Source organism: Halococcus qingdaonensis, assembly GCF_024508235.1.
GTDB lineage: Archaea > Halobacteriota > Halobacteria > Halobacteriales > Halococcaceae > Halococcus > Halococcus qingdaonensis.
Genome location: NZ_CP101943.1, coordinates 836,300 through 861,250, shown reverse-complemented (window position 1 = coordinate 861,250; position 24,951 = coordinate 836,300). Strand labels below are relative to the sequence as shown.

22 protein-coding genes and 1 tRNA gene are annotated in these 24,951 nt (G+C 64.6%); 8 read left to right on the top strand and 15 right to left on the bottom strand.

Annotation, left to right across the window (positions count from 1 at the left end):
- The first annotated feature begins 72 nt into the window (after positions 1–72).
- The gene (locus NO363_RS04575; RefSeq protein ID WP_256687208.1) at positions 73–933 is read left to right on the top strand and encodes an MBL fold metallo-hydrolase; all 861 of its coding nucleotides are present in this window, start codon (positions 73–75) and stop codon (positions 931–933) included.
- Positions 934–975: 42 nt separating this feature from the next.
- Positions 976–1,767: an SDR family NAD(P)-dependent oxidoreductase gene (locus NO363_RS04570; protein ID WP_256687206.1), complete on the top strand. Its 792-nt coding sequence runs from the start codon at positions 976–978 to the stop codon at positions 1,765–1,767.
- A gap of 106 nt (positions 1,768–1,873) precedes the next feature.
- Here the strand turns inward: NO363_RS04570 and NO363_RS04565 are convergent, their stop codons facing one another.
- Positions 1,874–2,068: a cold-shock protein gene (locus NO363_RS04565; RefSeq protein ID WP_004052044.1), complete on the bottom strand. Its 195-nt coding sequence runs from the start codon at positions 2,066–2,068 to the stop codon at positions 1,874–1,876.
- A gap of 597 nt (positions 2,069–2,665) precedes the next feature.
- Between NO363_RS04565 and NO363_RS04560 the strand changes: the two genes are divergently transcribed.
- Together NO363_RS04560 and NO363_RS04555 are read left to right on the top strand one after the other, a co-directional pair.
- A complete protein-coding gene (locus tag NO363_RS04560) occupies positions 2,666–4,069 on the top strand; it encodes a selenium-binding protein SBP56-related protein (protein ID WP_256687204.1) in 1,404 nt (467 codons plus the stop codon).
- Positions 4,070–4,390, top strand: coding sequence for a 2Fe-2S iron-sulfur cluster-binding protein (locus NO363_RS04555; protein WP_256687203.1), 321 nt, complete (start codon positions 4,070–4,072; stop codon positions 4,388–4,390).
- A gap of 95 nt (positions 4,391–4,485) precedes the next feature.
- Here the strand turns inward: NO363_RS04555 and NO363_RS04550 are convergent, their stop codons facing one another.
- From NO363_RS04550 to NO363_RS04540, 3 genes are all read right to left on the bottom strand, one after another.
- Complete coding sequence (locus tag NO363_RS04550) at positions 4,486–5,682, bottom strand: AI-2E family transporter (RefSeq protein WP_256687201.1); 1,197 nt, start codon at positions 5,680–5,682, stop codon at positions 4,486–4,488.
- 251 nt (positions 5,683–5,933) lie between these two features.
- A tRNA-Glu gene (locus NO363_RS04545) sits at positions 5,934–6,008 on the bottom strand.
- A 51-nt stretch (positions 6,009–6,059) separates the two neighbouring features.
- On the bottom strand, positions 6,060–8,027 hold the full coding sequence (locus tag NO363_RS04540; RefSeq protein ID WP_256687199.1) for a 3-hydroxyacyl-CoA dehydrogenase/enoyl-CoA hydratase family protein: 1,968 nt from the start codon (positions 8,025–8,027) through the stop codon (positions 6,060–6,062).
- Positions 8,028–8,195: 168 nt separating this feature from the next.
- Between NO363_RS04540 and NO363_RS04535 the strand changes: the two genes are divergently transcribed.
- Positions 8,196–9,350 carry an acyl-CoA dehydrogenase family protein gene (locus NO363_RS04535; RefSeq protein WP_256687198.1) on the top strand — a complete coding sequence of 385 codons (1,155 nt, stop codon included), beginning with the start codon at positions 8,196–8,198 and terminating at the stop codon, positions 9,348–9,350.
- A 424-nt stretch (positions 9,351–9,774) separates the two neighbouring features.
- Here NO363_RS04535 and NO363_RS04530 read toward each other — a convergent pair whose 3' ends face one another.
- The 7 genes from NO363_RS04530 to NO363_RS04500 all read right to left on the bottom strand — a co-directional run bounded on the left by NO363_RS04530 (position 9,775) and on the right by NO363_RS04500 (position 17,332).
- Entirely contained in the window at positions 9,775–10,572 is a 798-nt protein-coding gene (locus NO363_RS04530; protein ID WP_256687196.1) for an enoyl-CoA hydratase/isomerase family protein, read from the bottom strand.
- Positions 10,569–12,173, bottom strand: a complete 1,605-nt coding sequence (locus NO363_RS04525; protein WP_256687194.1) for a long-chain-fatty-acid--CoA ligase — start codon at positions 12,171–12,173, stop codon at positions 10,569–10,571. The genes NO363_RS04530 and NO363_RS04525 overlap by 4 nt, the downstream gene beginning before the upstream one ends.
- 103 nt (positions 12,174–12,276) lie before the next feature.
- Positions 12,277–13,026: an ABC transporter ATP-binding protein gene (locus NO363_RS04520; RefSeq protein ID WP_256687193.1), complete on the bottom strand. Its 750-nt coding sequence runs from the start codon at positions 13,024–13,026 to the stop codon at positions 12,277–12,279.
- Positions 13,023–13,829 (bottom strand): ABC transporter ATP-binding protein, encoded by an 807-nt coding sequence (locus NO363_RS04515; protein WP_256687191.1) that lies wholly within the window; start codon positions 13,827–13,829, stop codon positions 13,023–13,025. The genes NO363_RS04520 and NO363_RS04515 overlap by 4 nt, the downstream gene beginning before the upstream one ends.
- Positions 13,826–15,004: a branched-chain amino acid ABC transporter permease gene (locus NO363_RS04510; RefSeq protein WP_256687189.1), complete on the bottom strand. Its 1,179-nt coding sequence runs from the start codon at positions 15,002–15,004 to the stop codon at positions 13,826–13,828. Before NO363_RS04510 ends, NO363_RS04515 begins: the two co-directional genes overlap by 4 nt.
- Complete coding sequence (locus NO363_RS04505) at positions 15,005–15,865, bottom strand: branched-chain amino acid ABC transporter permease (protein ID WP_256687187.1); 861 nt, start codon at positions 15,863–15,865, stop codon at positions 15,005–15,007.
- A gap of 3 nt (positions 15,866–15,868) precedes the next feature.
- A complete protein-coding gene (locus tag NO363_RS04500; RefSeq protein ID WP_256687186.1) occupies positions 15,869–17,332 on the bottom strand; it encodes an ABC transporter substrate-binding protein in 1,464 nt (487 codons plus the stop codon).
- 186 nt (positions 17,333–17,518) lie between these two features.
- On the opposite strand from NO363_RS04500, the gene NO363_RS04495 reads away from it, so the two are divergent.
- Positions 17,519–18,916 carry a cryptochrome/photolyase family protein gene (locus tag NO363_RS04495; protein WP_256687184.1) on the top strand — a complete coding sequence of 466 codons (1,398 nt, stop codon included), beginning with the start codon at positions 17,519–17,521 and terminating at the stop codon, positions 18,914–18,916.
- On the opposite strand, the gene NO363_RS04490 is transcribed toward NO363_RS04495, so the two are convergent.
- Complete coding sequence (locus NO363_RS04490; RefSeq protein ID WP_256687182.1) at positions 18,917–19,906, bottom strand: TSUP family transporter; 990 nt, start codon at positions 19,904–19,906, stop codon at positions 18,917–18,919.
- 163 nt (positions 19,907–20,069) lie between these two features.
- Between NO363_RS04490 and sod the strand changes: the two genes are divergently transcribed.
- A complete protein-coding gene (sod, locus tag NO363_RS04485) occupies positions 20,070–20,681 on the top strand; it encodes a superoxide dismutase [Mn] (protein ID WP_004054132.1) in 612 nt (203 codons plus the stop codon).
- Between the two features lie 108 nt (positions 20,682–20,789).
- Positions 20,790–21,842 carry a S66 family peptidase gene (locus tag NO363_RS04480; RefSeq protein ID WP_256687181.1) on the top strand — a complete coding sequence of 351 codons (1,053 nt, stop codon included), beginning with the start codon at positions 20,790–20,792 and terminating at the stop codon, positions 21,840–21,842.
- Between the two features lie 24 nt (positions 21,843–21,866).
- On the opposite strand, the gene NO363_RS04475 is transcribed toward NO363_RS04480, so the two are convergent.
- Genes NO363_RS04475 through aglG form a run of 3 tightly spaced genes read right to left on the bottom strand, consistent with a single transcriptional unit; the run spans position 21,867 to position 24,865 of the window.
- Positions 21,867–22,835 carry a deoxyhypusine synthase gene (locus NO363_RS04475; RefSeq protein ID WP_256687180.1) on the bottom strand — a complete coding sequence of 323 codons (969 nt, stop codon included), beginning with the start codon at positions 22,833–22,835 and terminating at the stop codon, positions 21,867–21,869.
- Positions 22,836–22,895: 60 nt separating this feature from the next.
- Positions 22,896–23,921, bottom strand: coding sequence for a glycosyltransferase family 4 protein (locus NO363_RS04470; RefSeq protein WP_256687179.1), 1,026 nt, complete (start codon positions 23,919–23,921; stop codon positions 22,896–22,898).
- Positions 23,918–24,865, bottom strand: a complete 948-nt coding sequence (aglG, locus tag NO363_RS04465) for a glucosyl-dolichyl phosphate glucuronosyltransferase (RefSeq protein ID WP_256687177.1) — start codon at positions 24,863–24,865, stop codon at positions 23,918–23,920. The genes NO363_RS04470 and aglG overlap by 4 nt, the downstream gene beginning before the upstream one ends.
- Positions 24,866–24,951 lie beyond the last annotated feature (86 nt).

The window sequence follows — 24,951 nt, the reverse complement described above, 5'->3', positions numbered from 1 at the left end:
CCACGGGTGGCGCGGACGATCGACGAGAGCCGGCCGGCAGTATATTAGCATCGAGGGCGAAGCCTGCGCGGTATGGTACACTCGACGTGGGGCGACTGGTTCGTACAGAACGAGATCGAGGCCGCCGACCCGGACGGACTCGCGGTCTGGTATCTCGGCTGTAATGGCTACGTCCTCCGCACCGCCGAAACGACGATCTACCTCGATCCGTATCTCGGCGACGGATCGCCACCGCGCACGATCCGGATGATCCCTGTGCCGATGGACCCCGCCGACGCCTCGCTCTGCGACGCCGTTCTCGTCACCCACGAGCACATCGACCACATGCATCCGCCCTCCCACCGTGCGCTCGTCGAGGACTGCGGCGGCGACCTCTACGCGCCCGCGGCCTCCCAGGACGCGCCGAACTACGATGGTGATGTCGAGGCTCCCCCAGCCGAGACCGTCGCGCCCGGTGACGACTTCACCGTCGGCGATCTCTCGATCCACGTCCGCGGCGCGAACGACCCCGATGCCGAGGAGCCGGTGACCTACGTCGTCGAACACGAATCTGGCACCTTCTTCGCGGCGGGTGACTCCCGTCCGGCCGACGAGTTTTCCGACATCGCTGACGAGTTCGACATCGATCTCGGCGTGCTCGCGTACGGTACCGTCGGGAACATCTTCCACACCGAGGACAATCCTCCAGAAACCTACCCCACCGACTGGTACAACGACGGCGAGCAGGTCGTCGAGGCGGCGAACCAGCTCGATCTCGATCGACTGATGCCCGTCCACTGGGACATGTGGAAGGGTGTCGGCTCCGATCCGAAGATCGTCCACGAGCACGCGGCCTCCTACGAGTACCCACGAGTCGTCGAGATCGTCTCCATCGGCGATCGTGTGGACGTCGGCGAACCGGGCGTCGTGCAGTTGCAGGACCGCCGCGAGTAGCGCCGGCAGCGGATTTAAGGCTGTGACGTGCGAGCAGGGGCTATGGGAACGGCGAACTTCGATTATAGCGACGAGACCGTGATCGTCACCGGCGGCAGCGCGGGTATCGGCCGCGCCATCGCGCTCGGGTTCGGGCGTGCGGGCGCGACGGTGATCGTCGCCGACGTGCGCGAGGAGCCGAAGATGGAGGGCGAGGACGTGCCGACCCACCAGCTCATCGCCGAATCGGGCAGCACCGGCGAGTACGTCGAGACGGACGTCTCGGATCCTGACGAACTCGAATCGGTCGTCGAAGCCGCGCGCGAGTTCGGCGGTGTGGACGTGATGGTGAACAACGCCGGCGTCCAACACTCGGAGGCCTTCCTGGACGTCGAACAGGAGGACTTCGACCGCCTGCATCACACGAACGTTCGCGGGGTCTTCTTCGGGACGCAGGCCGCCGCACGGGACATGATCGACCGCGACGAACCGGGGAGCATCGTCAACACCGCCTCGATCTCCTCGTGGGTCGCCCAGCACGGCCAGGTACAGTACGACTCGACCAAGGGGGCGATCAAGATGGTCACCAAGGGCACGGCGCTCGAACTCGCCGAGCACGACATCCGGGTGAACGCGATCGCGCCCGGTCAGATCGCCACCGAGTTCACCGAGGGCTGGTCCGACGAGGCTCAGGAAGCTGCCGGCGAGGAAGGTGGGTTCATCAAACCCGTTCCGCTCGGGCGGGCCGGCCATCCCGACGACAACGCCGGCGCAGCGCTCTTCCTTGCCAGCGAGAACGCTTCCTACGTCACCGGCCAGCTCCTATTCGTCGACGGCGGCTGGACGGCGATCTGAGCCCTTCGGTTTCCTACTGGGTTCCACGTTGTGGATAGCCGTCGCTCGGTTGCAAGCTGCGCATAAAAATCGATGGTTCGTTGTTCGTCCGCGTCGCTGAGCGGCGTTACTGTCGGGTAACGTTGGTCGCTCGCGGTCCTTTGTCAGCCTGTTCGATGTCGAATTCGACTTCGGTGTCCTCTTCGAGGTCCGGGCCGCCGATGTCCTCCATGTGGAAGAAAACGTCCTCCTCGGAGTCCTCAGTGTCGATAAAGCCGTAACCGCCCGTGTCGTTGAAGAAGTCGACCGTACCAGTTGCCATTGCAAGCAAACCCAACGCCCATCCGGGGATAAGGGTTGTGCGAGGAGCGGTATCACGGACCCGGAGCGTGCGTACCGTGGATCGTCCGGCCGTGGACCGTCCCGGAGTCATCGATGGATCGGGTGACGAGTGCGAATGCGAAGCGATCGGAACTCGGAGCGACTCCAAGGAGTCATGACGACGGTCCCTACAGGACGCCGAACGTTCATACCGTACGAAATCGTAACCGAACCATGGCGACAGTGACCTGCGAGGAATGCGGGAACGAGACTGAGTACGACGAGATGGATAGCTCGGATCAGGTGCCGTGTACGCACTGCAACAACGTCATCGACGTCTGATTCTCGCCGGCCGTTTTTCCGCTGTATTCGGACTCATGTGCTTCGCTCCAGCCAACGGCGAACGTACCGATTTCCGCGAGAGACAGCGCCCGGGTCAGCCATGATCGACGTAGGAAATGAAATCTAAATTATAAAACTAGAGCGGTAGTTGCACGGACGTCCGCGACATCCTTGATCAATCATCGGGAGACGTCCAACCAAATATGTGAGTTGGTACCACCAAGCACTTATTAGCATATCGATGGTACTGCTCGTCATGAGTAGCGACGAATCGAGCGATCCGGGAGCCACACACGGCCACGAGCATCACGACGTCGAGGGACCGGGCTATCCGACGCCCGCAGCGATGCGGACCGAATCGGCGCGCGAGGAGACCGCGTTCGTCATGGCACCGCGGGTCGGCATGGACACCGACGAACCGGATTTCGTCGCCGTCATCGACGTCGATCCGACCTCCGAGCGGTACAGCGAGATCATCGACAGGGTCGAGATGCCGAACGAGGGCGACGAGCTCCACCACTTCGGCTGGAACAGCTGTTCGTCGTCGTGTCACACCGAGGGGCTGCAGCGCGACCACCTGATCGTTCCCGGCCAGCGCTCCTCGCGCATCCACGTTCTCGATGCGTCCGACCCGCGAGAGCCGGAGATCGAGCACGTCATCGAACCCGAGGAAGTGTTCGCACACGACCTCTCGGCACCGCACACCGTCCACTGCGTGCCGGAGGGGAAGATCGTCATCAGCATGCTCGGCAACGCCGACGGCGAGCTTCCCGGCGGATTCCTCCAGCTCGATCAAGATGATTTCTCGATCGACGGCCACTGGGAGGCCGACCGCGGCGACGTCGAGATGCAGTACGACTACTGGTATCAGCCCCGGCATGGGGTGATGCTCTCGACGGAGTGGGCCGCCCCGAAGACCTACTATCCGGGCTTCGATCTCGACGACGTCGAAGCGGGTCGGTATGGCGACAGCATCCACATCTGGGACTGGGAGACGAGGGAACATCGGGAGACGCTGGCGTTCGGCGAGGAGGGGGCAATCCCGCTGGAGATTCGAATGCTCCACAACCCCGAGGCGACCGAGGGCTACGTCGGTGCAGCGCTCTCGTCGAACATCATCCGCTTTTGGGAGCGCAACGACGGTACGTGGGACTGGGAAACGGTCATCGAGATCGACGATCGCGAGCACCCCGACTGGGAGATGCCCGTCCCCGGATTGGTGACGGACACCCTGATCTCGCTCGACGACCAGTATCTGTTCTTCTCGAACTGGCTGCACGGCGACTGCCGGATGTACGACATCAGCGATACGGGCAACCCGCGACTCGTGGATCGGATCTGGGCCGGCGGCAACTTCGGCGATCGACAGTCGATCCAGGGCACGGAGATCCGCGGTGCACCACAGATGCTCCAGCTCAGCCGCGACGGCCGCCGGCTCTACTGGACCACGTCGCTGTTCTCGTCGTGGGACAACCAGTTCTATCCCGACATCGCCGACGAGGGTTCGCTGATGATGAAAGCCGACATCTATCCCGAGGAGGGGCGCATGGAACTCGACGAGGAGTTCCTCGTCGACTTCGGCGACGCACCCGGTGGCCCGGCGCGTGCCCACGAGATCCGCTGGCCCGGCGGCGACTGCACGAGCGACGTCTGGCAGTAGATGGCCACCCACGAGGTGACGCTCGACTGGCGCGACGGCCCAACCCGGACGATCACGGTCGCTGCCGACGAAACCGTCATCGAAGCCGCCCGACGGACGGAGCAGACGCTTCCCTATGGCTGTCTGTACGGAGCCTGCGGCACCTGTACGGGTCGACTGATCACGGGCGAACTCGTCCATACCGAACGAGCGCGTGCGCTGAAACCACGCCACAGTACCGAGGGCTACGTCCTGCTCTGTATCGCGAAGCCGCGGTCGGACTGTCACGTCGAGGTCGGGGCGACGGTGCAGGCGGAGCTCGTCTCGAATCCGTGGAAATGAGGTACGTGTGGAGAGTGGAACTGGAGGGTCTGGCAGAGAGAATTGTGCAGTACGTATGAGACGACCCGCGATCGTCGCTGTTTTTCAGTCAACCGTCAGTCGGTGGTCGTATCGTCGTTTTCGGGCGACGTATCGGTCGTCTCTTCGGTAGGAGCCTCATGTGCGGACTGTGGGTCGGTTCCGACGCCCTCACCGAGCGAAACGTCCGGAGTGAGTTCCTCGCCGTGGACCAGTTCGGGGAGCACGATCCGAATCGCTTCGAGCATGAGGATGAAGACGATCGGCAGGAGGAAAAAGCCGTACCAGCCGAACAGGATCGGTCCCAGGATGTAGCCGAACATCAACACCAGCATATCGAGCTGTCGACCAGTGATATACGGCTGCAGGAACGTCTGCGGAAGGATGTCCAGAATCGAAAAGTACGCCACCAACGCCCCGCCGACGAACAGGAAACTCCCGCCCGAACGCACGGCCTGAAAGCCGAGATAGGCGACGATCGGCAGGTAGATCACCTTGCCGACGACGATCGGAATGAGACTGGCGATGCCGGTTAGAACCCCCAACACGAGTACCATCGGAACGTGGAGTGCTTCGGGAGCGAGCAGGTTCGTTGCTTCGTAGGTGCCCACCGAGATGACCGACATCGCGACGACGAACAGGAGATTGCCGAAGAACACCGATTCCAGATCCTCGTCGACCGCGATGGCATACGCATACGCGGTGGTATCACGACCGCCGAACAGCTCGCGGAATCCGCGCGAGAGAGCCACATCGTTCTGTAACAGGAAAAACGAAAGCGCAACGACGAGCCCCAAGAAAACGATGCTGCCTCCAACTGCTCCGAGGACCTGTCCTCCGAGTTGAACCACCGTTTGAAGGGTCTGCTGTGGTTGGCTGATGAACTGGGTTGGATCGCGGAGCAGCGTAGTGACGGTTTCGCGCTGAGCAGCCGGGAGCGCACTGAGGTCGACGAGCCCAAACGTCGCTGGGCCACCGGTACCGATCGCTTGCTGGAGCTGCTGGAAGAGATTGAAACCGACGTAGCCGATGAGCAGCAGGATCGGAACCACGACCACCAGAACGGTGATGCCTGCTGCAACACTGTCCGATTCAACCGTCCGCCGCAGATGTCGGTTGACCGGACGGGTCGCGTAGTAGCCGAAAACGCTGAGTACGATCATGCCGACGAACGAGTACGCGAGAAACGCTGCGACGATAGTGAGCAGTCCGATGAACAGCCACCAGCCGAGCCGTCTGCGATCGGACAGTAGCTCAGGGGTGCGATCTGACATCCTCCCGAAACGTATCGCCAGCCAGCGGGAAACGGTTGTGCCTGCACGCGCTGATAATGGTTTCCGGAGTCCATTTTGTCGGATCCGACCCATCGGGAGCGCCCTATCGTTCGCCGACAGGGAATGGACGGAACGGTTCGGGTATGGAGAGCATTCCACGGATCCATCAGTAATGCTCGCTATCGCTGCGCGCGACTGGCCTGCTCGAATCTACTCCCTGCACGCTCTTCGTCACGTCGTTCGCAGAAGAATGCTCGGTCGGGGATTCGAACCCCGGTCATCGGCTCGAAAGGCCGAAATGATTGGCCGGACTACACCAACCGAGCGAACGCATCCGTTCGTTCCCGATACCGCCTGTTAAGCGTTCCGTTCCGTGGTTACTTCCCCTCGAATTCGGGGTCTGAGTCACCCATGAACGCCGTGACGCCCTCCATCAGGTCGTCGGTGTTGAGCAGGTGGCCGAACGCCTGGGATTCGATCTCGAGGCCGGCCTCGGTATCCTCCCAGCCGCGCAGCATGGCGCGCTTGGTGAACTCCTGGGCGATCGGTGGCCCGCCCGCGAGATCGGCGGTGAGGTCGTGGGCATGCTCCTCGAGTTCCCCGTTGTCGACGACCTCGGTGAGGAAGCCGTAGTCGGCGATCTCGGCGGCGTCGTAGGTGTCGGCCGTGAGGATGATCTCCTTCGCACGACCCTCGCCGACGATGTGTTGGAGACGCTGGGTGCCGCCCCAGCCGGGGAGGAGGCCCAGATCGAGTTCGGGCTGGCCGAACGACGAGCGCTCGGAGGCTACCCGGAGGTCGGCACACATCGCGAGCTCCATCCCGCCGCCGAGACAGTGACCGTCGATGCCCGCGACGACCGGCATCGGACACTCCTCCAGCTTGCCGAAGGCCTCCTTGCCCTTGCGCGAGAGCTCGATCCCGTCGAGCGGATCGGCGTTCGCCGCCATCGACTGGACGTCCGCACCGGCGGAGAAGGCGTCGTCGCCGGCACCGACGAGCAACACCGCGCGCACGTCATCGTCGTCCTCGAGCACGTCGATCGCGGTGTCGAGCTCGTCGAGGATCTGCGGGTTGATCGTGTTCATCCGATGGGGGCGGTCGATGACGATCCTCCCCACCATGTCGCCGGGATGCTCGATGCGGATGCTCTCGAACTCGACGCCCTCTTCCTCGTCGTCGCTCCCGTAGAAACCCTCGTCGGCGTGCGCTTCGAGCGCGTCGGCGGGTTCGTAGCGCGCCGCGCCGGTTTCCTCGTGGAGCTCGTCGAGCGTCTCGTAGAGCGAATCGAGACCCGCGCCGTCGGCGAGTTTGGCGGGGCCCTCGGGGAACCCAGCGCCGAGCATGACGGCCTCGTCGATGTCGACGGCGGGCGCGACGTCGTTGCCGACGAGTTTGGCGACCTCGTTGGCCATCACGGCCAGGAGTCTGGCTTCGATCTCTTCGCTGCCGGCGTCCGTGGGAATGTCCGCACCGTCGCCGTTCTCGTAGTCGTAGAACCCCTTGCCCGTCTTCTTCCCGAGTTCCTCGGCCTCGACCTTCTCCTCAAGCAGCGGGCACGGCTCGTAGGCGTCCCCGAGAGTCTCGTGCATGTATTCGAGCACGTGGAAACCGACGTCGATGCCCACCTGATCGGCGAGTTCGAAGCTCCCCATCGGCAGCCCCAGTTCGAACGTCGTGGTGCTGTCGACTTCGGCCATCGTCGCCACGTCGTCCTCGACGAGCCACGCCGCCTCGTTCATCAGCGGGACCAATACTCTGTTGACGATGAAGCCCGGACTGTCCTTGCGAACGCGGACAGGGGTCTTGCCGAACTCCTCGGCGAGCGCCTCGACGGTGTCGAGCGTCTCGTCGCTGGTGTGCTCGCCCGAGATGACCTCGACGAGCTGCATCCGAACGGGCGGGTTGAAGAAATGCATCCCACAGAACTGCTCGGGTCGTTCGGTGACCTCCGCGAGATCGGTGATCGACAGCGACGAGGTGTTCGTCGCGAACAGGGCGTCCTCGGGCGCGTACTGCTCGACTTCCCCATACACGTCCTGTTTGATCTCCATCTTCTCGGGGACCACCTCGATGATGACGTCCGTTCCCGACACCGTCTCCTCGAGATCGACCAGCGGCGTCACGCGGTCGAGGGCGGCGTCGGCCTCCTCCTCGGTCAGCTGGTCTTTCTCCTCGAGTTTGCCGACGCTCCACTCGAGCTGGTCGTAGCCGTTTTCAACTAACCCCTCGTTGATGTCACGCAGACGGACTTCGTAGCCCGCGAGCGCGGCGACCTCGGCGATGCCGTGGCCCATGTTCCCGGCACCGAGCACCGCGATCGTGTCGATCTCGTCGACGTTCATGATTCATCGTTAGAACTCACCGACGGGGCTTCAACGTTTCTGTCCCCCACAGCATTCTCCTCGAACGACCCCCGATACCGGCCGAACGACCGCCCTCCTGCAGAAACGTCTGATGAGTTTATTCCAGGTTACGAACTTATTTGATGTGGGGATGTATAACGAACGTCTATGGACTACGAGCTGTCCGACGAACAGAAACAGATCCGCGACGAGGTGCGCCGCTTCGCCGAAAACGAGATCGCACCGATCGCGAGCGAGTACGACAAAGCGGAGAAGTACCCCCACGATCTCATCGAGACCGCCGGCGAGATGGGCATGCTCGGTGCGACCATCCCCGCCGAGTACGGCGGCGCGGGCTATTCGACGCTCGAAACGGCGATCATCTCCGAGGAACTGTTCGCCGTCGATCCAGGAATCGGTCTCTGTGTGGCGAGTACCGGCTTCGGGGCCGAGGCGATCATCGCGGCCGGCACCGACGAACAGAAGGAGGAGTATCTCCCGCCGATCGCGAGCGGCGACGCGATCATGGGCGCGGCTATCTCCGAACCCGACACGGGCTCGGACGTCTCTTCGGTCTCGACTCGCGCGGAGAAGGACGGCGACGAGTGGGTGATCAACGGCAACAAGATGTGGATCACCAACGGCTCCGTGGGCGACTACTTCGTCGTACTCTGTAAGACCGATCCGGAAGCCGAGGGCCGCTACAACGGCTTCTCGCAGATCATCGTCGAGTCGGATAGAGAGGGGTTCACCGCCGAGAAGATCACGGGCAAGCTCGGCATCCGCGCCTCCGACACCGCCGAACTCCTCCTCGACGACGTGCGCGTCCCCGAGGAGAACCTCGTCGGCACGCAGGGCGCGGGCTTCCTCCAACAGATGCAGTTCTTCGACGCTACTCGTACTGGCGTGGCCGCCCAGGGCGTCGGCATCGCCAAGGGCGCACTTGAACGCGCGCTCGACTACGCTCAAGAGCGCGAGCAATTCGGGAGATCCATCGGCCAGTTCCAGGCCATCCAGCACAAGCTCGCCGAGATGCACACCCAGATCGAGGCGGCCCGTCAGCTCACCTACAAATCCGCCTGGAGCGTCGACAACAAAAACGAGCAGCTGACCACGCTCGCCTCGATGGCCAAGGAATACGCCTCGCGCGTCGCCGTCGAGGTCGCCGACGAGGCCGTCCAAATCCACGGCGGTGCCGGCTACGTCGACGACTTCGACGTCGAACGGTTCTACCGCGACGCCAAGATCACCCAGATCTACGAGGGCACCAGCGAAATCCAGAAGAACGTCATCGCGCGCGAACTGCTCGGCGAAGGGTTCTAAACGGACCTTTTTACTGCGTCCCCATTCGCTCGCTGCGTCTGCTCACGGGCACTCCGCGCCCGTTCGCACGGCCAGCGGGACCTTCGGTCCCGCTCGGCTCGCTCGGGGTCCTTGCAAAAAGCTACGCTGAAAACTCCCGCTCGCTCCCTCGCTACGCTCGGTCACTCCCGGCGAACCGTGCTCGTTCCACTCGCGCAGACACAACGACTTACCGCAAACGCACAACACCGCAGAAGCCCTCGGCGCGCTCACTTCGTTCGCTACTCGCTCCTTCCAGTCGCTCGCGCGTGGTTCGAAACGGCGAAGCCGTTTCGTCATCACGAAAGGCACAGAGTGCCTTTCGAACGACCTCGCCCTTCATCCACCAGGTTCCGCACCGCCACCGCAGACCGCAACCGCCGGCCGCAGCCGGCGGCCGCACCAGCTATCGCCCCTCGAAATCGGGTTCCTCGCCGGCCATGAACGACTCAGCCCCCTCACGGTGATCGTCGCTCTCGAAGACGGCGGCCTGTGCGGCGGCCTCGTTCTCCATCGCCTGATCGAGCGAGCTCTCGAACCCCTGCCGGACGAGCCGTTTCGAGGTACGCAGCGCCACGGTCGGTCCGGTGGCGATCTGTTCCACGAACTCGTCGGCGCGCTCGTCGAACTCATCGTCGGGATAGACGTGGTTGAACAGTCCCAGTTCTTCGGCGCGCTCGGCCTCGACGAGTTCGCCGGTCATGACGAGCTCCTGAGCCGTGTTCGCGCCGACGATCCGCGGCAGGAGATAGGACGTGCCCGAATCGACCGCCAGCCCCACCTGCCGGAAGCCGAAGCTGATCCTGGATTCGGCACTCGCCAGCAGTACGTCGCACGCGATGGCGAGGTTCGCGCCCGCGCCGAAGGCGATCCCGTCGATCTTCGCCACCACGGGGAGGTCGAACTCCGCGACGCGCTTGACCGCCCGACTGGTCTCCTGGCTGATGTGTCGAACGGCCTCGTCGAGCGCCACGTCGCCCGCGAGCCGCTCGGCCATCGCGTTCACGTCGCCACCCGCAGAGAAGGCCCCGCCAGCGCCCTCGATCACCAGACAGCGCGCGTCGCTGCCCTCCAATTCGGTGAGCGCGTCGATGATGCCGGACGAGATCTCCTCGGTGAGCGCGTTGCGCACCGACGGCCGATTCAGCGTCAGCGTCGCCACACCGTCCTCGACGGCGACCAGCACCGCATCGTCGTCGCTCATTCGGCCACCTCCTCGCCCTCTTCGCCCTCCGCACCCGCCGCATCCCCTTCGTGCTCACGGAGTTCGAACTTCTGGACCTTCCCGGTGGTCGTCCGCGGCAGTTCGTCGACGAACGCGACCTCGCGCGGGTGTTTGTACTCCGCGAGCCGTTCGAGACAGAACTCCCTGATCTCGTCTTCTGTCACAGCGGCGTCCGGCGTCGGAACCACGAACGCTTTGACGGTCTCACCACGGCGCTCGTCGGGGATGCCGACGACTGCGGCGTCGGCCACGTCGGGATGCTCGAACAGCAACTCCTCGACCTCGCGCGGATAGACGTTGTAGCCACCAGTCACGATCATGTGTTTCTCTCGATCGACGATGTAGAAGAAGTCGTCCTCGTCCCAGTAGCCGATATCGCCCGTCTGGAACCATCGCTTTCCGTCTTGTTCGGTGAACACTTCCTCGTTGGCTGCCGGCCGGTCGTGATACCCCTTCATCACATTGGGCCCGGCGACGACGAGCTCGCCCGTGATCGCGTCGAGATCGGTCTCGCTCTCGTCGACCGGCCCCTCAGGAACCCGTTCGACCGGCTCGAAATCGCTATCGACGATCATCGCATCGACGCCGTCGAGGGTGCGCCCGATCGAGCCGACGCGGCGGGCGTCGGGCATGTTGAAGTGCGTGACCGGCGAGGTCTCGGTCAGCCCGTAGCCCTCGTAGAGCGGGAGCCCGAACCGCTCCTCGAACCGACGCAGCACCTCGATCGGTAGGCTGCTCCCGCCGGAGTTGACGAACCGCAGCGTGGAGAGGTCGAACTCGTCGGCCTCGGGCTGGTTGACGAGATCGTTGTACATCGCCGGCACGCCCTGCATGATCGTCAGTTCCTCGTTCTCGATGAGCGAGAGCGCCGTCTGCGCGTCCCACTCGGGCAACGGGTAGTAGGCCGCCCCCGAGAACAGTGCGGCGTTCATCGTGACGGTCATCCCGTAGATGTGAAAGAGCGGGAGCACGCCGAGCGAGCGGTCCCCGACACCTGTCCCGTCGGGGGCGAGATCGGCGGCCATCCGTGCGTTCGAGGCGAGGTTGTGGTGGGTGAGCAACACGCCCTTCGGCTGACCCGTGGTGCCCGAGGTGTACGGCTGGCACGCCACGTCGTCGCCCGCCCGCTCGACGACGGAAGGCTCATCCTCGCCGAGGAACGCCTCGAACGTGATCGAACCATCGGCATCGTCACCGACGCTCACCACGGTCTCGATGGCCGTCTCCTCGCGTACCGACCCGACGACGGGAACCAGGTCGGCGAGCGTGACGACCAGTTCGGCACCGCTGTCCGAGAGGAGGTGGCCGATCTCGCGGGATTTGTACTGGGGGTTCATCGGGACGACGACAGCCCCGGCCCTGAGCGCGCCGTGGAAGGCGACGACGTACTGCGGGAGGTTCGGGAGATAGATGCCGACTCGATCGCCGGGGTCGACGCCCGCCGCGTCGAGACCGGCGGCGAACTGCCCCGTTCGGGACCAGAACGCCTCGTAGCTCAGTTCCTGCCCGTCGTACGCTATCGCCGTCGCTTCGGGATGGTTCTCGACCGTCGACGCGACGTCCGTCACGAGATTCGTCATGGATTCCCATGTGTGGACGCACGCCACGGCTTAAAGGGTTGCCCCTCGAACAACCAGTCGTTCGTTGAAAAGCGTTTTTCGTTACCAACGGTAAGAAACTCGCTCACCCGCCGAGGTAGACATCGCGGACGTAATCGTCGTCACGGAGGCTCTCGGGCGTGTCCTCGCGGACGAGTTCGCCGTTTTCGAGCAGCGCGATACGATCGGCGTGATCCATCGCGAAGGTGACGTTCTGTTCACAGAGGAGGACGGTGACGCCGGCCTCGCGGATGCGTTCGAGCCCGTCGCTGATGTCCTCGAGAACGACCGGCGCGAGCCCCAGCGTTGGTTCGTCGAGGATCAGGAACTCGGGCGCGCTCATCAGCGCCCGTCCGATGGCGAGCATCTGCTGTTCGCCGCCGCTCATCGTCCGCGCGTGCTGGTCGGTGCGCTCTTCGAGCGCCGGGAAGAGCTCGTAGACGAACGAGCGGCGTTCGTCGGCGTCGCCGCGACGGAACGTCCCGAGCGAGAGGTTGTCCGCGACGCTCATGTGGCCGAAGAGGTCGCGCCCCTCGGTGCAGTGGATGAGCCCTTCGCTCACGAGGTCGCTCGTCGAGCGCCCGCTCACCTCCGCCCCCTGATACCGAACGCTGCCCTGGTAGTCGTGAAAGCCGGTGATGGTCTCGGCGAGCGTCGTCTTGCCCGCGCCGTTCGGACCGATCACCGAGACGATCTCGCCGTGTTCGACCCGAAGGTCGATGCCGCGGAGCGCGGCCACCTTGCCGTACGACACGCGGAGGTCGTCGACGACGAGCGCCGCGCCCTCCTGGTCGGTGGCGGTCGCAGTTCCGTCACCGGCCGCCTCGGTGCTCATCTGCCACCCCCCAGGTAGGCCTCCTGGACCGCCTCGTTCGCCCGGATTTCCTCAGGAGTTCCCGCGGCGAGTTTCGAGCCGAAGCGGATGACGATCGCCCGATCGATGAGCGAGAGCAGCCCGCGCATGTTGTGATCGACCACCACCAGCGTCAGCCCCTCGTCACGGAGCTCGGCGAGGAGGTCGGAGACGGTCTCGACCTCGCCGCTCGACAGCCCGGCGAACGGCTCGTCGATCAGGAGGAGGTCGGGATCGGTCGCGAGCGCCCGCGCGAGTTCGAGGCGGAGCAACCCGGCGTGAGGCAGTTCGCTCGGCGACAGCTCCACCCTGTCGCCGAGACCGACCCGCTCGCAGATGGCACGCGCCCGCTCGCGCGTCTTCCCACGCAGACCCGACAGGGTGAGGAGTCTGTCGGGCGTGAGCGCCAGCGCGACGTTTTCGAGGACCGTTCGATCGGAGAGCGGGCGAAACGACTGGAACGTGCGCGCCAGTCCGTGTTTGACCATCACGTGGGCCGCGTTCCCGGTCGTGTCCTCGCCGTCGTACCAGACCGTCCCTTCCGTCGGGGGGTAGGTCCCGGTCACGCAGTTGAACGTGGTCGACTTGCCCGCACCGTTCGGCCCGATGAACCCGAGGATCTCGCCCTCCCTGACGGCGAACGAGAGGTCGTCGACCGCCGTCAGTCCCCCGAAGCGCTTCGTGACGTTCCGAAGGACCAGTAGCCCGTCGTCGGGCCCGTACGCGTCGTTTTCCGTCCCAGTCAGCGGTTCGCTCCCGCCGGTCGTGTCGCTGTCAGTGCTCATTTCTCATCATCTCCGATCCGTTCTTCGAACTCTTCGAGTGCGCGCCGATAGCGATCCGCAGCCTGCTCGATCGGGGACGTGGCTCCACCCGACTCGTGGCCGCCATCGGTCGCTACGGGGTTGCCGCGCGCACGCCCGAGCAGCCGCCGACCGGCGCGTATCGCCGACGGGAACACCCCCTGCGGGAGAACGTAGATGAGGACCATCGTCAGCAGTGCGAAGAGCAGCAGGCTCGCCTCGTTGAGCCCGACGTTCACGAATGGGATGGTGAACTCCTGCTGGTTGAGCAGATCGTTGACGAAGTAGAAGAACACGCCGCCGAGACCCGCGCCGACGATGGTGCCCATGCCGCCGAGGGTGGCCGCAATGAGCACCTCGATGCTCACGATCAGCGCGAGCAGTTGGCTCGGGCGCGGGCTTCCTACTGGGGTATGGACGAACATCGCACCCGCGAGCCCGCCGATGGCCGCGCTCAGCACGAACGCGAACACCTTGAATTTCGCCACGTTCAGGCCGGCGGCCGCAACGGCATCCTCGTCCTCGCGGATCGCCGTCAGCACCGAGCCGATGTTCGAGCGCGTGACGGCGAACAGGAGGAGGAGAATGGCGAGGAACAGTCCGAGCGCGATGTAGTAGTTCGCCGTGACGACGAGGTCGAACTCGTCGGCGGTGACCAGCGCCGCCGGCGAGCTCAGTCCGAGTTCGCCGCCGAAGACGTCGCCGTAGATGATGAACACTTGGAGCAGGATGAGCGGCGCGACGAGCGTTATCAGGGAGAGATACGGACCCCGGATCCGCAGCGCCGGCACGCCGATGAGGACGCCCGCGAGTGCCGCGAGCGCGACACCGACCGGGATCGAGAGCGACGGCGACAGCCCGAGTTCGAGGTTGAGTAGCGTCGACGTGTAGCCACCGACGGCGAAGAAGAGGGCGTGACCGAAACTGATCTCGCCCGTGTAGCCCGACACGACGTCCCAGCTCATCGCGAACATCCCGAAGTAGAGCGCCCCGATGAGCACCAACAGCTGTGTCGTCGAGATGCCGACGAACGGGACGGCGGCGAACGCCACGACACCGAGCACGCCGAGCAGGTAGCGCGGGGCGAGCATCGAACCGACGAGCGAGCGGTCGGTGTCGGTCTCGGCAGGTTCGGCGGAGAGGGGTTCGTCCGCCATCTACGCCTCCGCGAGCTCCCGGCCGAACAGGCCCTCGGGACGGACGAGCAACACGACCACGAGGACGACGAGTCCGGCCAGGCCACTCAGCCGCGGATCGATCGCCGACGTCGTGATGACCTCCAGGAAGCCGATCACGTACGCCGCGACGAGGCTTCCCCGGATCGAGCCGAGCCCGCCGAGCACGACGATCGAAAAGGAGAGGATGAGCGGTTCGCGGCCCATCGCCCAGTTCGCGGTCTGGTAGGAGCCCAGGAAGAGCCCGGCGATACCCGCGAGCAGGCCGGCGATGGCCCACGTGTAGAGGTTGATGCGGTCGCTTTCGATGCCGACGAGCGCCGCGCCGCGCGGGCTCATGCTGGTCGCGAGGATCGCCTTCCCGGTCTTGGAGTAGTTGACGAACGCGAACAGCCCGCCGATGAGCAGCCACGAGACGACGAACACCACGAGCAGGTTGTTCTGTACCGAACTCCCGAGCAGTTCGGTGGTGCCCGAGACGAGCGCCGGGATCGCCTTGGGCTGGCTCCCCTCGACGATACGGACGACCTCCTCGACGACGATGGAGGCCAGAAGGGTGAGGATCATCACGATGATGATGTCGTCGCGTCGTTCGGCGAACCCCTTGTAGAGGAGCACGCTGAACAGCGCCGGTACCGCCATCGCCGCGAGCACGCCCGCCCAGATGCCGAGGCCCGCGTTCGTGACGTAGTAGGCCGAGAACGCGCCGACCGTGATGATGCCGCCGTGGGCGAGGTTGATCGTGCCGCCGACGCCGAAGATCATCGTGAAGCCGATGGCGACGAGCGCGTAGAGCGAGCTGATGACCGTCCCGTTGATGAGGATGGTGACGATGTCGGCCATCGATCAGATCCACGCCGGCTGTTGGTATTTCGCCGTCTCGTACTGCTTCGGCCAGATGACCTCCTGGATGCCACCGCCGTTCTGGCCCTCCTGCCACTGGAGGAAGACCGGATACATGGCGTTCTCGCCGTAGATCGGGTCGTGGGGGTATTTCTTGTCCTTGCCGTAGAACTTCAGCGTCCCGGTCGTTCCGGTGAAGGAAGACTGCTCCATCGCCGACACCAGTTCGTCCGCGTCTTTCGTCCCGGTCTGCTCGACCATCGCCGCGTAGAGCTTGACGGCGTCGTAGGCGTGGTAGCCGGTGTAGACCGGATAGCCGTCGAATTCGTTGTTGTAAGCCTTGACGAACGGTTGGGTTTTCTCCGTGACCTTGCTCTGTGGCGTCGCGGAGGTCTGGGTCACGCCGTAGAGACAGGCCCCGTTGACCGACTCGTAGTACGAGGGGAGCTGCATCGGGACGTGGATGCCGGCAAAGCCGAACGGGCGCTGTTGTTTGGCCCACTGAACGATGGCCTCCGTTCCTGTATGCGCCATCGCGGTGAACACCCCGTCGGCGTCCGAACTCGCCACGTCGTCGTACAGCGGCCCGAAGTTCGTCGTCCCGCTGGCGTAGCGCTCGGAGCCGGCCACGTCGACGCCGATGCCGCCGAGGCGCTTCTCGAACAGCTCCGAGATCGGCTCGGTCCACGCGTAGTCCTCGATCATCGAAAACGCCGAGCCCCAGCCCATCGTCTCGAAGTTGGCCTCGCCGAAGTCGAGCAGGTTCCGCCCGAGATCGAAGTCGTTGAGCGGCCCGGCGCGGAAGTGATACTTGTACTTGTCGTACTCCTCCGCGATCATCCGCGAGATCTCGGTCGTGGCCGCGCCGGCAGTGATGTGGAGTTTCTGCTGCTGGGCCATGTCCTCGACGATGTTCAGCAGCACCTCGCTCGTGAAGATCCCCGTCGTCACGTCGGCGTTCTTGTTCAAGACGAGCTCGCGGTAGCGCTGCTGTCCGGTCGAGGGATCGCTCTCGGTGTTGCCGACCTCCAGCTTGACCTCCGCACCGCCGATACCACCGTCGTCGTTGAGCTGCTGTACCGCGAGCCGCGCGCCGTTGACGATCGAGCCACCGATCGGGTCGTTCTCGGGGTTCGGGGCGAGCGCCCCGATTGTGACCGGCCCCTCGATGTCGGCGCTTCCACCGCCACTCGAACCGTTGCCTCCGCCGCCAGAGCCGTTGCCACCGCTGCCGTCCGAACCGGTACCGCCGCCCGAACCGTTGCTCCCACCCGAGCCGTTACCGCCGCCCCCGCCGCCTCCACCGAGACTGAGACAGCCGGCGACCGTCGTCGCAAACGCAGCACCACCAGTCGCTCGCAGAAACGTCCGGCGGTTCCTGCCGCTGTTTCTTCCATCGTTTGAGTCGGAAGATATATCGCTTTCATCGGTCGGCTTTGTCCGCTTTTCATTACCATCGGTAGCCATTGTCGTTCATGATCGTTGGGGACACACTACATAAGAGTGGCGGTGGTCCTCGCCGTCGCCGGCGTCGAGTTCGATCGTTTTCCGAAGGGGACGGGCGGGGGTCGAACTCGATCGTGGAATCGGCCGCTCGTCCGCCCCGAGGTCGTGGAACCGATGATTTAGGATGACCGAACCCCTGATTCGGCCATGCGCATCCACTGGCATCGCCGCGACCTCCGGGCGGCGGACAACCGCGCGCTCGCGGCGGCCGCCGAGGACGGCTCCATCCTCCCCGTCTTCGTCTTCGATCGCGACGTGCTCCAGTACGCGAGCCCGCCACGGGTCGCGTTCCTGCTCGCGGCACTCGACTCCCTTCAGGAGTTCTACCGCGAGCGCGGCAGCGGTCTCTACACCGTTGAGGGCGACCCCGCCGAGGCGCTCCCCGAGATTGCCGACGAACACGATGTCGACGAGCTGTTCTGGAACCACGACTACACGGGCCTCGCCCAGGAACGCGACGATCGCGTTCGGGAAGCGCTCGACGACGCGAGTATCGCCCACGAGGCGTTCCACGACGCGCTCCACCACGAGCCGGGCACCATCACGACCAACGACGGCGATCCCTACTCGGTGTTCTCGTATTTCGGCGACAAATGGCTCGACCGCGAGAAGGCAGAACCGTACCCAGAATCCGATGAGGATGCGCTCGCCGACATCGAGGGCGAAGCGCTGCCGACGATCAAGGATCTCGGCTTCGACGAACCGGCTGCGGAGATCCCGGATGCGGGCACCGAGGCGGCCCGCGATCGCCTCGACGCGTTCTGTAACGGCCCCATTGCCGAATACGACGAGGGACGTGAATATCCCGCCGATGAGGGCACTTCGCGGCTCTCGCAGGACCTCAACTACGGCACGATCGGCGTCCGTGAGGTCACGGAACGGATCTATGAGGCGAGAGAGGCCGCCGACGAGGACGAGCGCGAAGGGATCGACGCCTACCGCCGGGAGTTGGCCTTCGGCGAGTTCTTCGCACACGTCCTGTTCTACAACCCGGAGCTCGTCGTCGAGAACTACAAGAGCTACGAGAACCCGATCGACTGGCGCGATGACGACGAGGAACTCCGGGCCTGGAAGGAGGGGACGACCGGCTATCCGATCGTCGACGCCGGCATGCGCCAGCTCCGCGAGGAGGCGTACATGCACAACCGCGTGCGGATGATCGTCGCTTCCTTTCTGACGAAGGACCTCATGCTCGACTGGCGAGAGGGGTATGCCCACTTCCGCGAGCGCCTCGTCGACCACGACACCGCAAACGACAACGGCAACTGGCAGTGGGCGGCCTCGACGGGGACGGACGCCCAGCCCTACTTCCGGGTGTTCAACCCGATGACACAGGGCGAGAAATACGATCCCGACGCCGACTACATCAAAACCTACGTTCCGGAGCTCGACGATGCCGATCCGGAGACGATCCACTCTTGGAACGAACTGAGCGACGAAGAGCGTGAATCGGCTGCACCCGACTACCCGGCACCGATCTGTGAGCACGGCGAGCGCCGCGAGGAAGCCATCGAAATGTTCGAGCGCGCCCGCGGTGAGGGGTAGTCAGAGCACCTGCGCGAAGAGGATGGCGACGAGCACCAGCGCGTAGCCGGGGACGAGATACTGGAGTGCGCGGTTCGGGAGCGTTCGGACGGTGTAGGGCGCGAGGATCGCCGCGAGGAACCCGCCGGCGAACACCGAGGGCAGCAGCATGAGATTGATCTCGACACCGGCGGCCGTGATGCCGAAGAAGGTGGCGATGCCGGCCAGCGAGACGATCCCTTCGGCGGCGGAGGTGATCGCGGTCGCGCTCTTCTCGTAGACTCCGGAGATGATCTCACCGAGCGTGATCACGGGGCCGTAGCCGCTGCCGGCGATCCCCTTGTTCAGCCCGGCGAACACGGCGAAACCGATCAGTAGTCGGGGGCGGTAGTCGGTCGCCGAGCCGACGTACTTCTGGACGATCGTGACCGAGGCGATCAACAGCACGACGACGCCGACGTAGCTCTTGATGTACACGTCGGGGATCGAGAACTGGAAGTAGGTCAGAACGACCGAGACGACGACCGCGAGCACGCCGACGCCGACGATGATGCCGAGCACGCGCGTCGCCTCGACCGCCGAGTCGTTGTCGAGGCCGAACTCGACGTTCTGGAACTCGTTGTGGAAGAGCCCGGAGACGATGCCGGTCGCCGCCTCCGAGAGGAGGAGCACGGGCGTCACCGCGAGCGGGTCGTAGCCGAGAACGAACAGGAGCGCCCCGATCGTCGCGCCGAACCCCATCCCCGAGGCCGAATCCAGCGTCTCGAAGACGAACGCCGAAACGACGATGAGCGGGACGAACAGACCGCCCGAGTCGGCCGAGTCGGGCGTGAACTGTGGAACGACGAACGCAGTGAGGAGCCAGAGCGATATCGCGTACACGACCAGTGCAATCCCGATACGTCGCCAGTTGGCTCGGTCGAGTCGGAGGCGGTCTCCGAGCGGGAGCGCATCGAGTTCCCGTGCGAGCGCGCCGATCCGCCCATCCGAACCAGGTTGTTCGTCAGACATTAGTTATCGATCGGTTTTCGATCGATGAAGGAAATACGATCGCCTCCAACAGTATTTGCAGCCATCTATGACGCTGCCGGCAGCCGATTCGTGCCTATTGGTACCAGCCGCCCCTCAACATTTAACAGAGGTCCACCCGTGTCATAGCGTGGAGGAGAGACCAATGTCCGAACGATCCAATCCGGAGCTTCCACCGCTCCCGTACGACTACGACGCCCTCGAACCGCACATCTCCGAGCAGGTGCTCAACTGGCACCACGACACCCACCATCAGGGGTACGTCAACGGTCTCGACAGCGCCGAAGAGACCCTCGCGGAGAACCGCGAGTCCGGCGACTACTCCTCAACGGGTGGCGCGCTCGGCGACGTGACCCACAACGGTAGTGGACACTATCTCCACACCATGTTCTGGGAGAACATGAGTCCGAACGGCGGCGGCGAACCCTCCGGGGATCTCGCCGACCGCATCGAGGAGGACTTCGGCTCCTACGAGGGCTGGAAGGGCGAGTTCGAGGCCGCCGCGTCGGCTGCCTCGGGCTGGGCGCTCCTGATCTACGACCCGGTTGCCGACCAGCTGCGCAACGTAGCCGTCGACAACCACGACGAGGGTGCGCTCTGGGGCGCTCATCCCGTGCTCGCGCTCGACGTCTGGGAACACTCGTACTACTACGACTACGGTCCCGACCGCGGTAGCTTCATCGACGCCTTCTTCGAGGTCGTCGACTGGGACGCTGCCGAGGACAACTACCAGAAGACCGTATCGAACCACGAGTAAACCCCCTCAGTTCACGATTTTTTTGACGTCCGCCCGATAGTCACAACGCTCGCTCGACGACGGCGTGAGTCGGCGAAACGTTATCCGAGCCCTCGATGAACAGCGGGCATGCCCGAATTCATCACCCCACCACCTGTCGAGCGAGGTGATCGCGTTGCGGTCGTCGCACCGGCGTCGAACGTGCCCGCATCCGCCCGGTTCGTCTACGAACTCGGGCTCGAACGGATGCGTGAGGTCTTCGACCTCGAACCGATCGAATATCCGACCGCGACCGCCGATCCGGAGTGGCTCGCGGACAACCCCGAAGCGCGCGCCGAGGACGTGATGGACGCCTTCCGCGACCCGGACGTCTCGGCCGTGATCGCCAACATCGGTGGTCACGACCAGATCACGGTGCTGCCACATCTCGACGGCGACGTGCTCCGCGAACACCCGACGCGGTTCTACGGCTACTCGGACAACACGAACCTAGCACTCTTTCTCTGGAACCAGGGGATCGTCTCGTACTACGGCGGCTCGACGCTGCTCGAATACGCGATGGACGGCGAGTTGTTCGACTACACCGAGGAATACCTCGGGCGTGCGCTCTTCGAGGAGTCGATCGGCGAGTGGACCGAAGCCGACGTGTTCACCGACGAGGCCGGCGATTGGGAGGATCCCGCGTCGATCGAGACGACACGCGAAATCGAACAGTCCGACGGCCGAACCTGGCGTGGCGGCGACGGGACCGTCTCCGGCCGGATCTGGGGCGGTTGCTACGAGGTCCTCGTCGAGCAGTTCCTCGCCGACCGCTACGTGCCCGACGCCGACGCGCTGGATGGTACTGTTCTCGTGCTGGAGACGAGCGAGCTGATCCCCGATCCGGCCGTCGTCGGAGCGAACCTCCGCGCACTCGGCGAGCACGGGTTGCTCGAACGGTTCGACGGCGTTCTCGTCGGTCGCGCCGCCGCACGCTCACACGCCGAGGAGAACCCACAGGAATGGCGAGCGGAATATCGAGAGCGGCAGCGCGACGCGATCGTCGGTGTCCTCGAAACCTACAACCCGGACGCACCCGTCGTCTTCGATTGCGAGTTCGGGCACACGTATCCGACCTGTCCCGTTCCGATCGGTGGCCGAGTCGAGATCGATCCATCGACCGAATCGGTCCGACTGCTCTGACTGCCGAACACGCCTGTCGCAACCTCAGAAGAACGCGCTGGCGACCAGCAGCGGGAAGACGAGCGTCGCCTCGGCCTGGATCTGGGTGTAGTTGCGCTCGTCGGCCTTGATCTTCCCCCACGAGACGGCCTCGGTCGGCGGCGCGCCCGACAGCGAGCCGTCGCCCTCCATCCCCGTCGAGATGTAGATCGCATAATCCGCTCCGCCACGGAAGAGGTTCGTCATGATCGCGTGGTGTTTCGGTACGCCGTCGCCGACGGCGATCAGGCCCGTCGTGTCGGCGTCCATCCCGCCCTCGATGAGCGTCTCGTAGTCGTCGAGCAGCGCGATATCCACCTCGGGGTCGTAGCTCTGGCGGTAGTAGTAGAGGAAGTTGCCGACCTCGGCGTCGGTGAGCGCCGGGCAGTAGACGGGCACGTCGTTGTCGCTGGCCTGTTTGAGCACCGAGTTCTCGTCGTCGAGGGTGGCCCCGAGTTCGCTGGCGAACGCCGTCGGCGTCCGGGTTTTCTCTTCGGCGAAGAAGTCGTCGAAGAAGTCGTAGAGATACTCCTCCAGCCAGACGTACCGGTTCGAGGGGACGAAGATGTTGCCGAGCCGGTTGATCCCCTGCTCGCGCAACGCCGCCTCGTCGGCGTTCCACGAGCCCATCTTGAACGGTTTCTGGGTCTTGATGACGTCCTCGGTCAGTGCGCCCGACGTGGTGATGAGCACGTCGACGTAGCCCTCGCGGACGAGCGCCGCGACGACCTCGCGCAGTCCCGAGGAGATGATGTTCGAGGTACAGGTGAGGTAGGTCGTCGCGTCGGCCTCCTGCATCCGTTCGGCGATGTCGATGGCTTCGGCGAGCGCCGTCGCCTGAAAGCCTGTCGTCGCGTAGCTCGCGAGCAGCTCCTGGAAATCCACTCCATCACGGAACTCGTAGCCGTGCACGTCGGGCGTATCGAGCGATTCGTCGCTGCCCGGCACGACGTTCTCGTGTGAATCGTCGTCCATACGTCGAGAGGGGCGCGAGCGCGTTTGAATCGCTCGGGATCGACTCGTCGTGCCGGCCGATTACTCACCCAACACGTCGGTGAGAACCGCCCGATAGGTGTCGGCAACCTGCCCGTAATCGAAGCGGCTGGCGTACTCGCGGAACGCCTCGTCGTCCTCCCGCTCGCCGGCGCGCTCGATCGCGGCAGCGATTTCCGGAGGATGAGACTCACAGAACGCCGCGTACTCCCCGAATCGTGCTTCGGCGCGGCCGTGTGCCTGCACCACCGACAGCCCCGCCGCGGCGTATTCGAGGACCTTGAGCGTGTGCGGGTCGTCGACCAGCGAGACGCCGACGTCGGCGGCGTGGAGATAGCCCGGGATCGACTCGTGGGACACCGTTCCGAGGAAGACGACGTTCTCACGTTCGCCAGCGGCGCGCTCGACGGCCGACGCGAGCGACCCCGTCCCGAGTACGACGAGCGTCCAGTCGTCGAGACGATCCATCGCTGCAAGGAGTTCCTCGACGTGATAGATCGGTTCGAGACCACCGACGTAGATCGCCAGCCGCTCGTCGGCATCGACGCCCGCCTCGCGGAGCCGATCGCGTGCAGCCTCGACGATATCAGGATCGGGGTTCGCGAAGCGCTCGTAGCTCACCCCGAGGTCGGTTTTGGTCGTTTCGCGGGCGTAGCGCGAGACCCGTTCTCGCTCCTCGTCGTAGACGTAGAGGGTGTGATCAGCTGATCGAAAGGCAATGTTCTCCGCGGCTCGCACCGCGAGCGAGAGCGGTCTTCCGTGTGTGTCGGCGAACTGCCGAATGGGATCGATGTGGTCGACGACGAACGGCGTCCCCAGGGAGTTCAGCATCGAACCCGCGAACGCACCGGAGCGGGTCGTGCCGAGAACCGCGTCGTACTCGCCGTGCTCGCGCAACGACTGGAGCACGGTTCGTGGCGTCGTGCCCCGAAGCGTCACGTCGATTCCGTCGGCTTCGAGTCGGTCGGCGATGCGGCGGCGGCCGACGCTGATGTCGGCCGGCTTGTCGGGCGTGAGCCAGAGCACTCGCGGATCGTCGCGCTCGCTGGTCGTTTCGTCCCCACTCATCGCTCGAACTCGTCGGGCGAGCTGAGGACACCGTAACAGTAGCCGAGTCCGACCAAGAGTGTGAATACGACGAGCGAGAGCAGTTGGAGTACCTTTCCGCCGGTCGGTTCGCGAGACAGCTCTCGGAGCCGGCCAGGGAGGAAGTCGGTGAGCAATCGGCCGAGAAAGGCGCTCTCCTCGCCGGTCGAATCGGGAACCAACCCCTCCATCGCCCGCTTGGAGTAGCCCTGCCAGAACGCGCGGTCGGCGAGCCAGCGCGGTTTCGTCCGGTAGTCGAAGACCTTGTGGGCGACCTTGGCGGCCGGCACGTAGTGGACACCCTCGTCGTACTCTTCTTCGAGGCGGGCACAGAGTTCTGTCTCGCCACCCTGGAGGTTCTTGTCACCTTTCCGGCCGCCGATCGCCGGGTCGAACCCACCGAGGCTCGTAAAGGTCTCGCGGCGAAAGGAGATGTTCGACCCGAACGTGTTCCTGACTTCCCCCTCGCGCTCCTCGTCGCCGCCCGGCCCGAATCCGCGGTGGGTGACGCCGACGAGCCAGTAGAACTCCGCGGGGAGGAAGGACGGCTTGCCGGCGACCCACTCGGGCACCATCCGCCCGCCGACCGCGAGCGCGTCTTCATCCTCGTAGGCCGCGACGAGCCGCTCGATCCATCTGGGGTGGGCGCGCGCGTCGTCGTCGAGAAAGGCGACGACGTCGCCGGTGGCGAGCTCCGCACCCGTGTTCCGGCTTTCGAGCAGGCCGCAGTTCTCGTCGTTGAGATGGATCAGAACGTCGTCGTGACTCCCGTAGGTCTCGCGGACGCGCTCTGCGAGCGCCGGCGTGCCGTCGACGACGACCACGAGCTCGGTGGGATGGCTCTGAGCGAGCACGCTGTCGGCCGCGTCGCGAAAGCGTCCGAACGACGCCTCGTCGTATGTACAGAGCACGACTGAGACCCGCATGTCGCTCTCTGTGGGAGGTCGGCGGATAGCTGTTTCCGTTCGTCGTCGCGTCCGTCAACGGCTCGTGCGACGTTTCACAAGCCTTA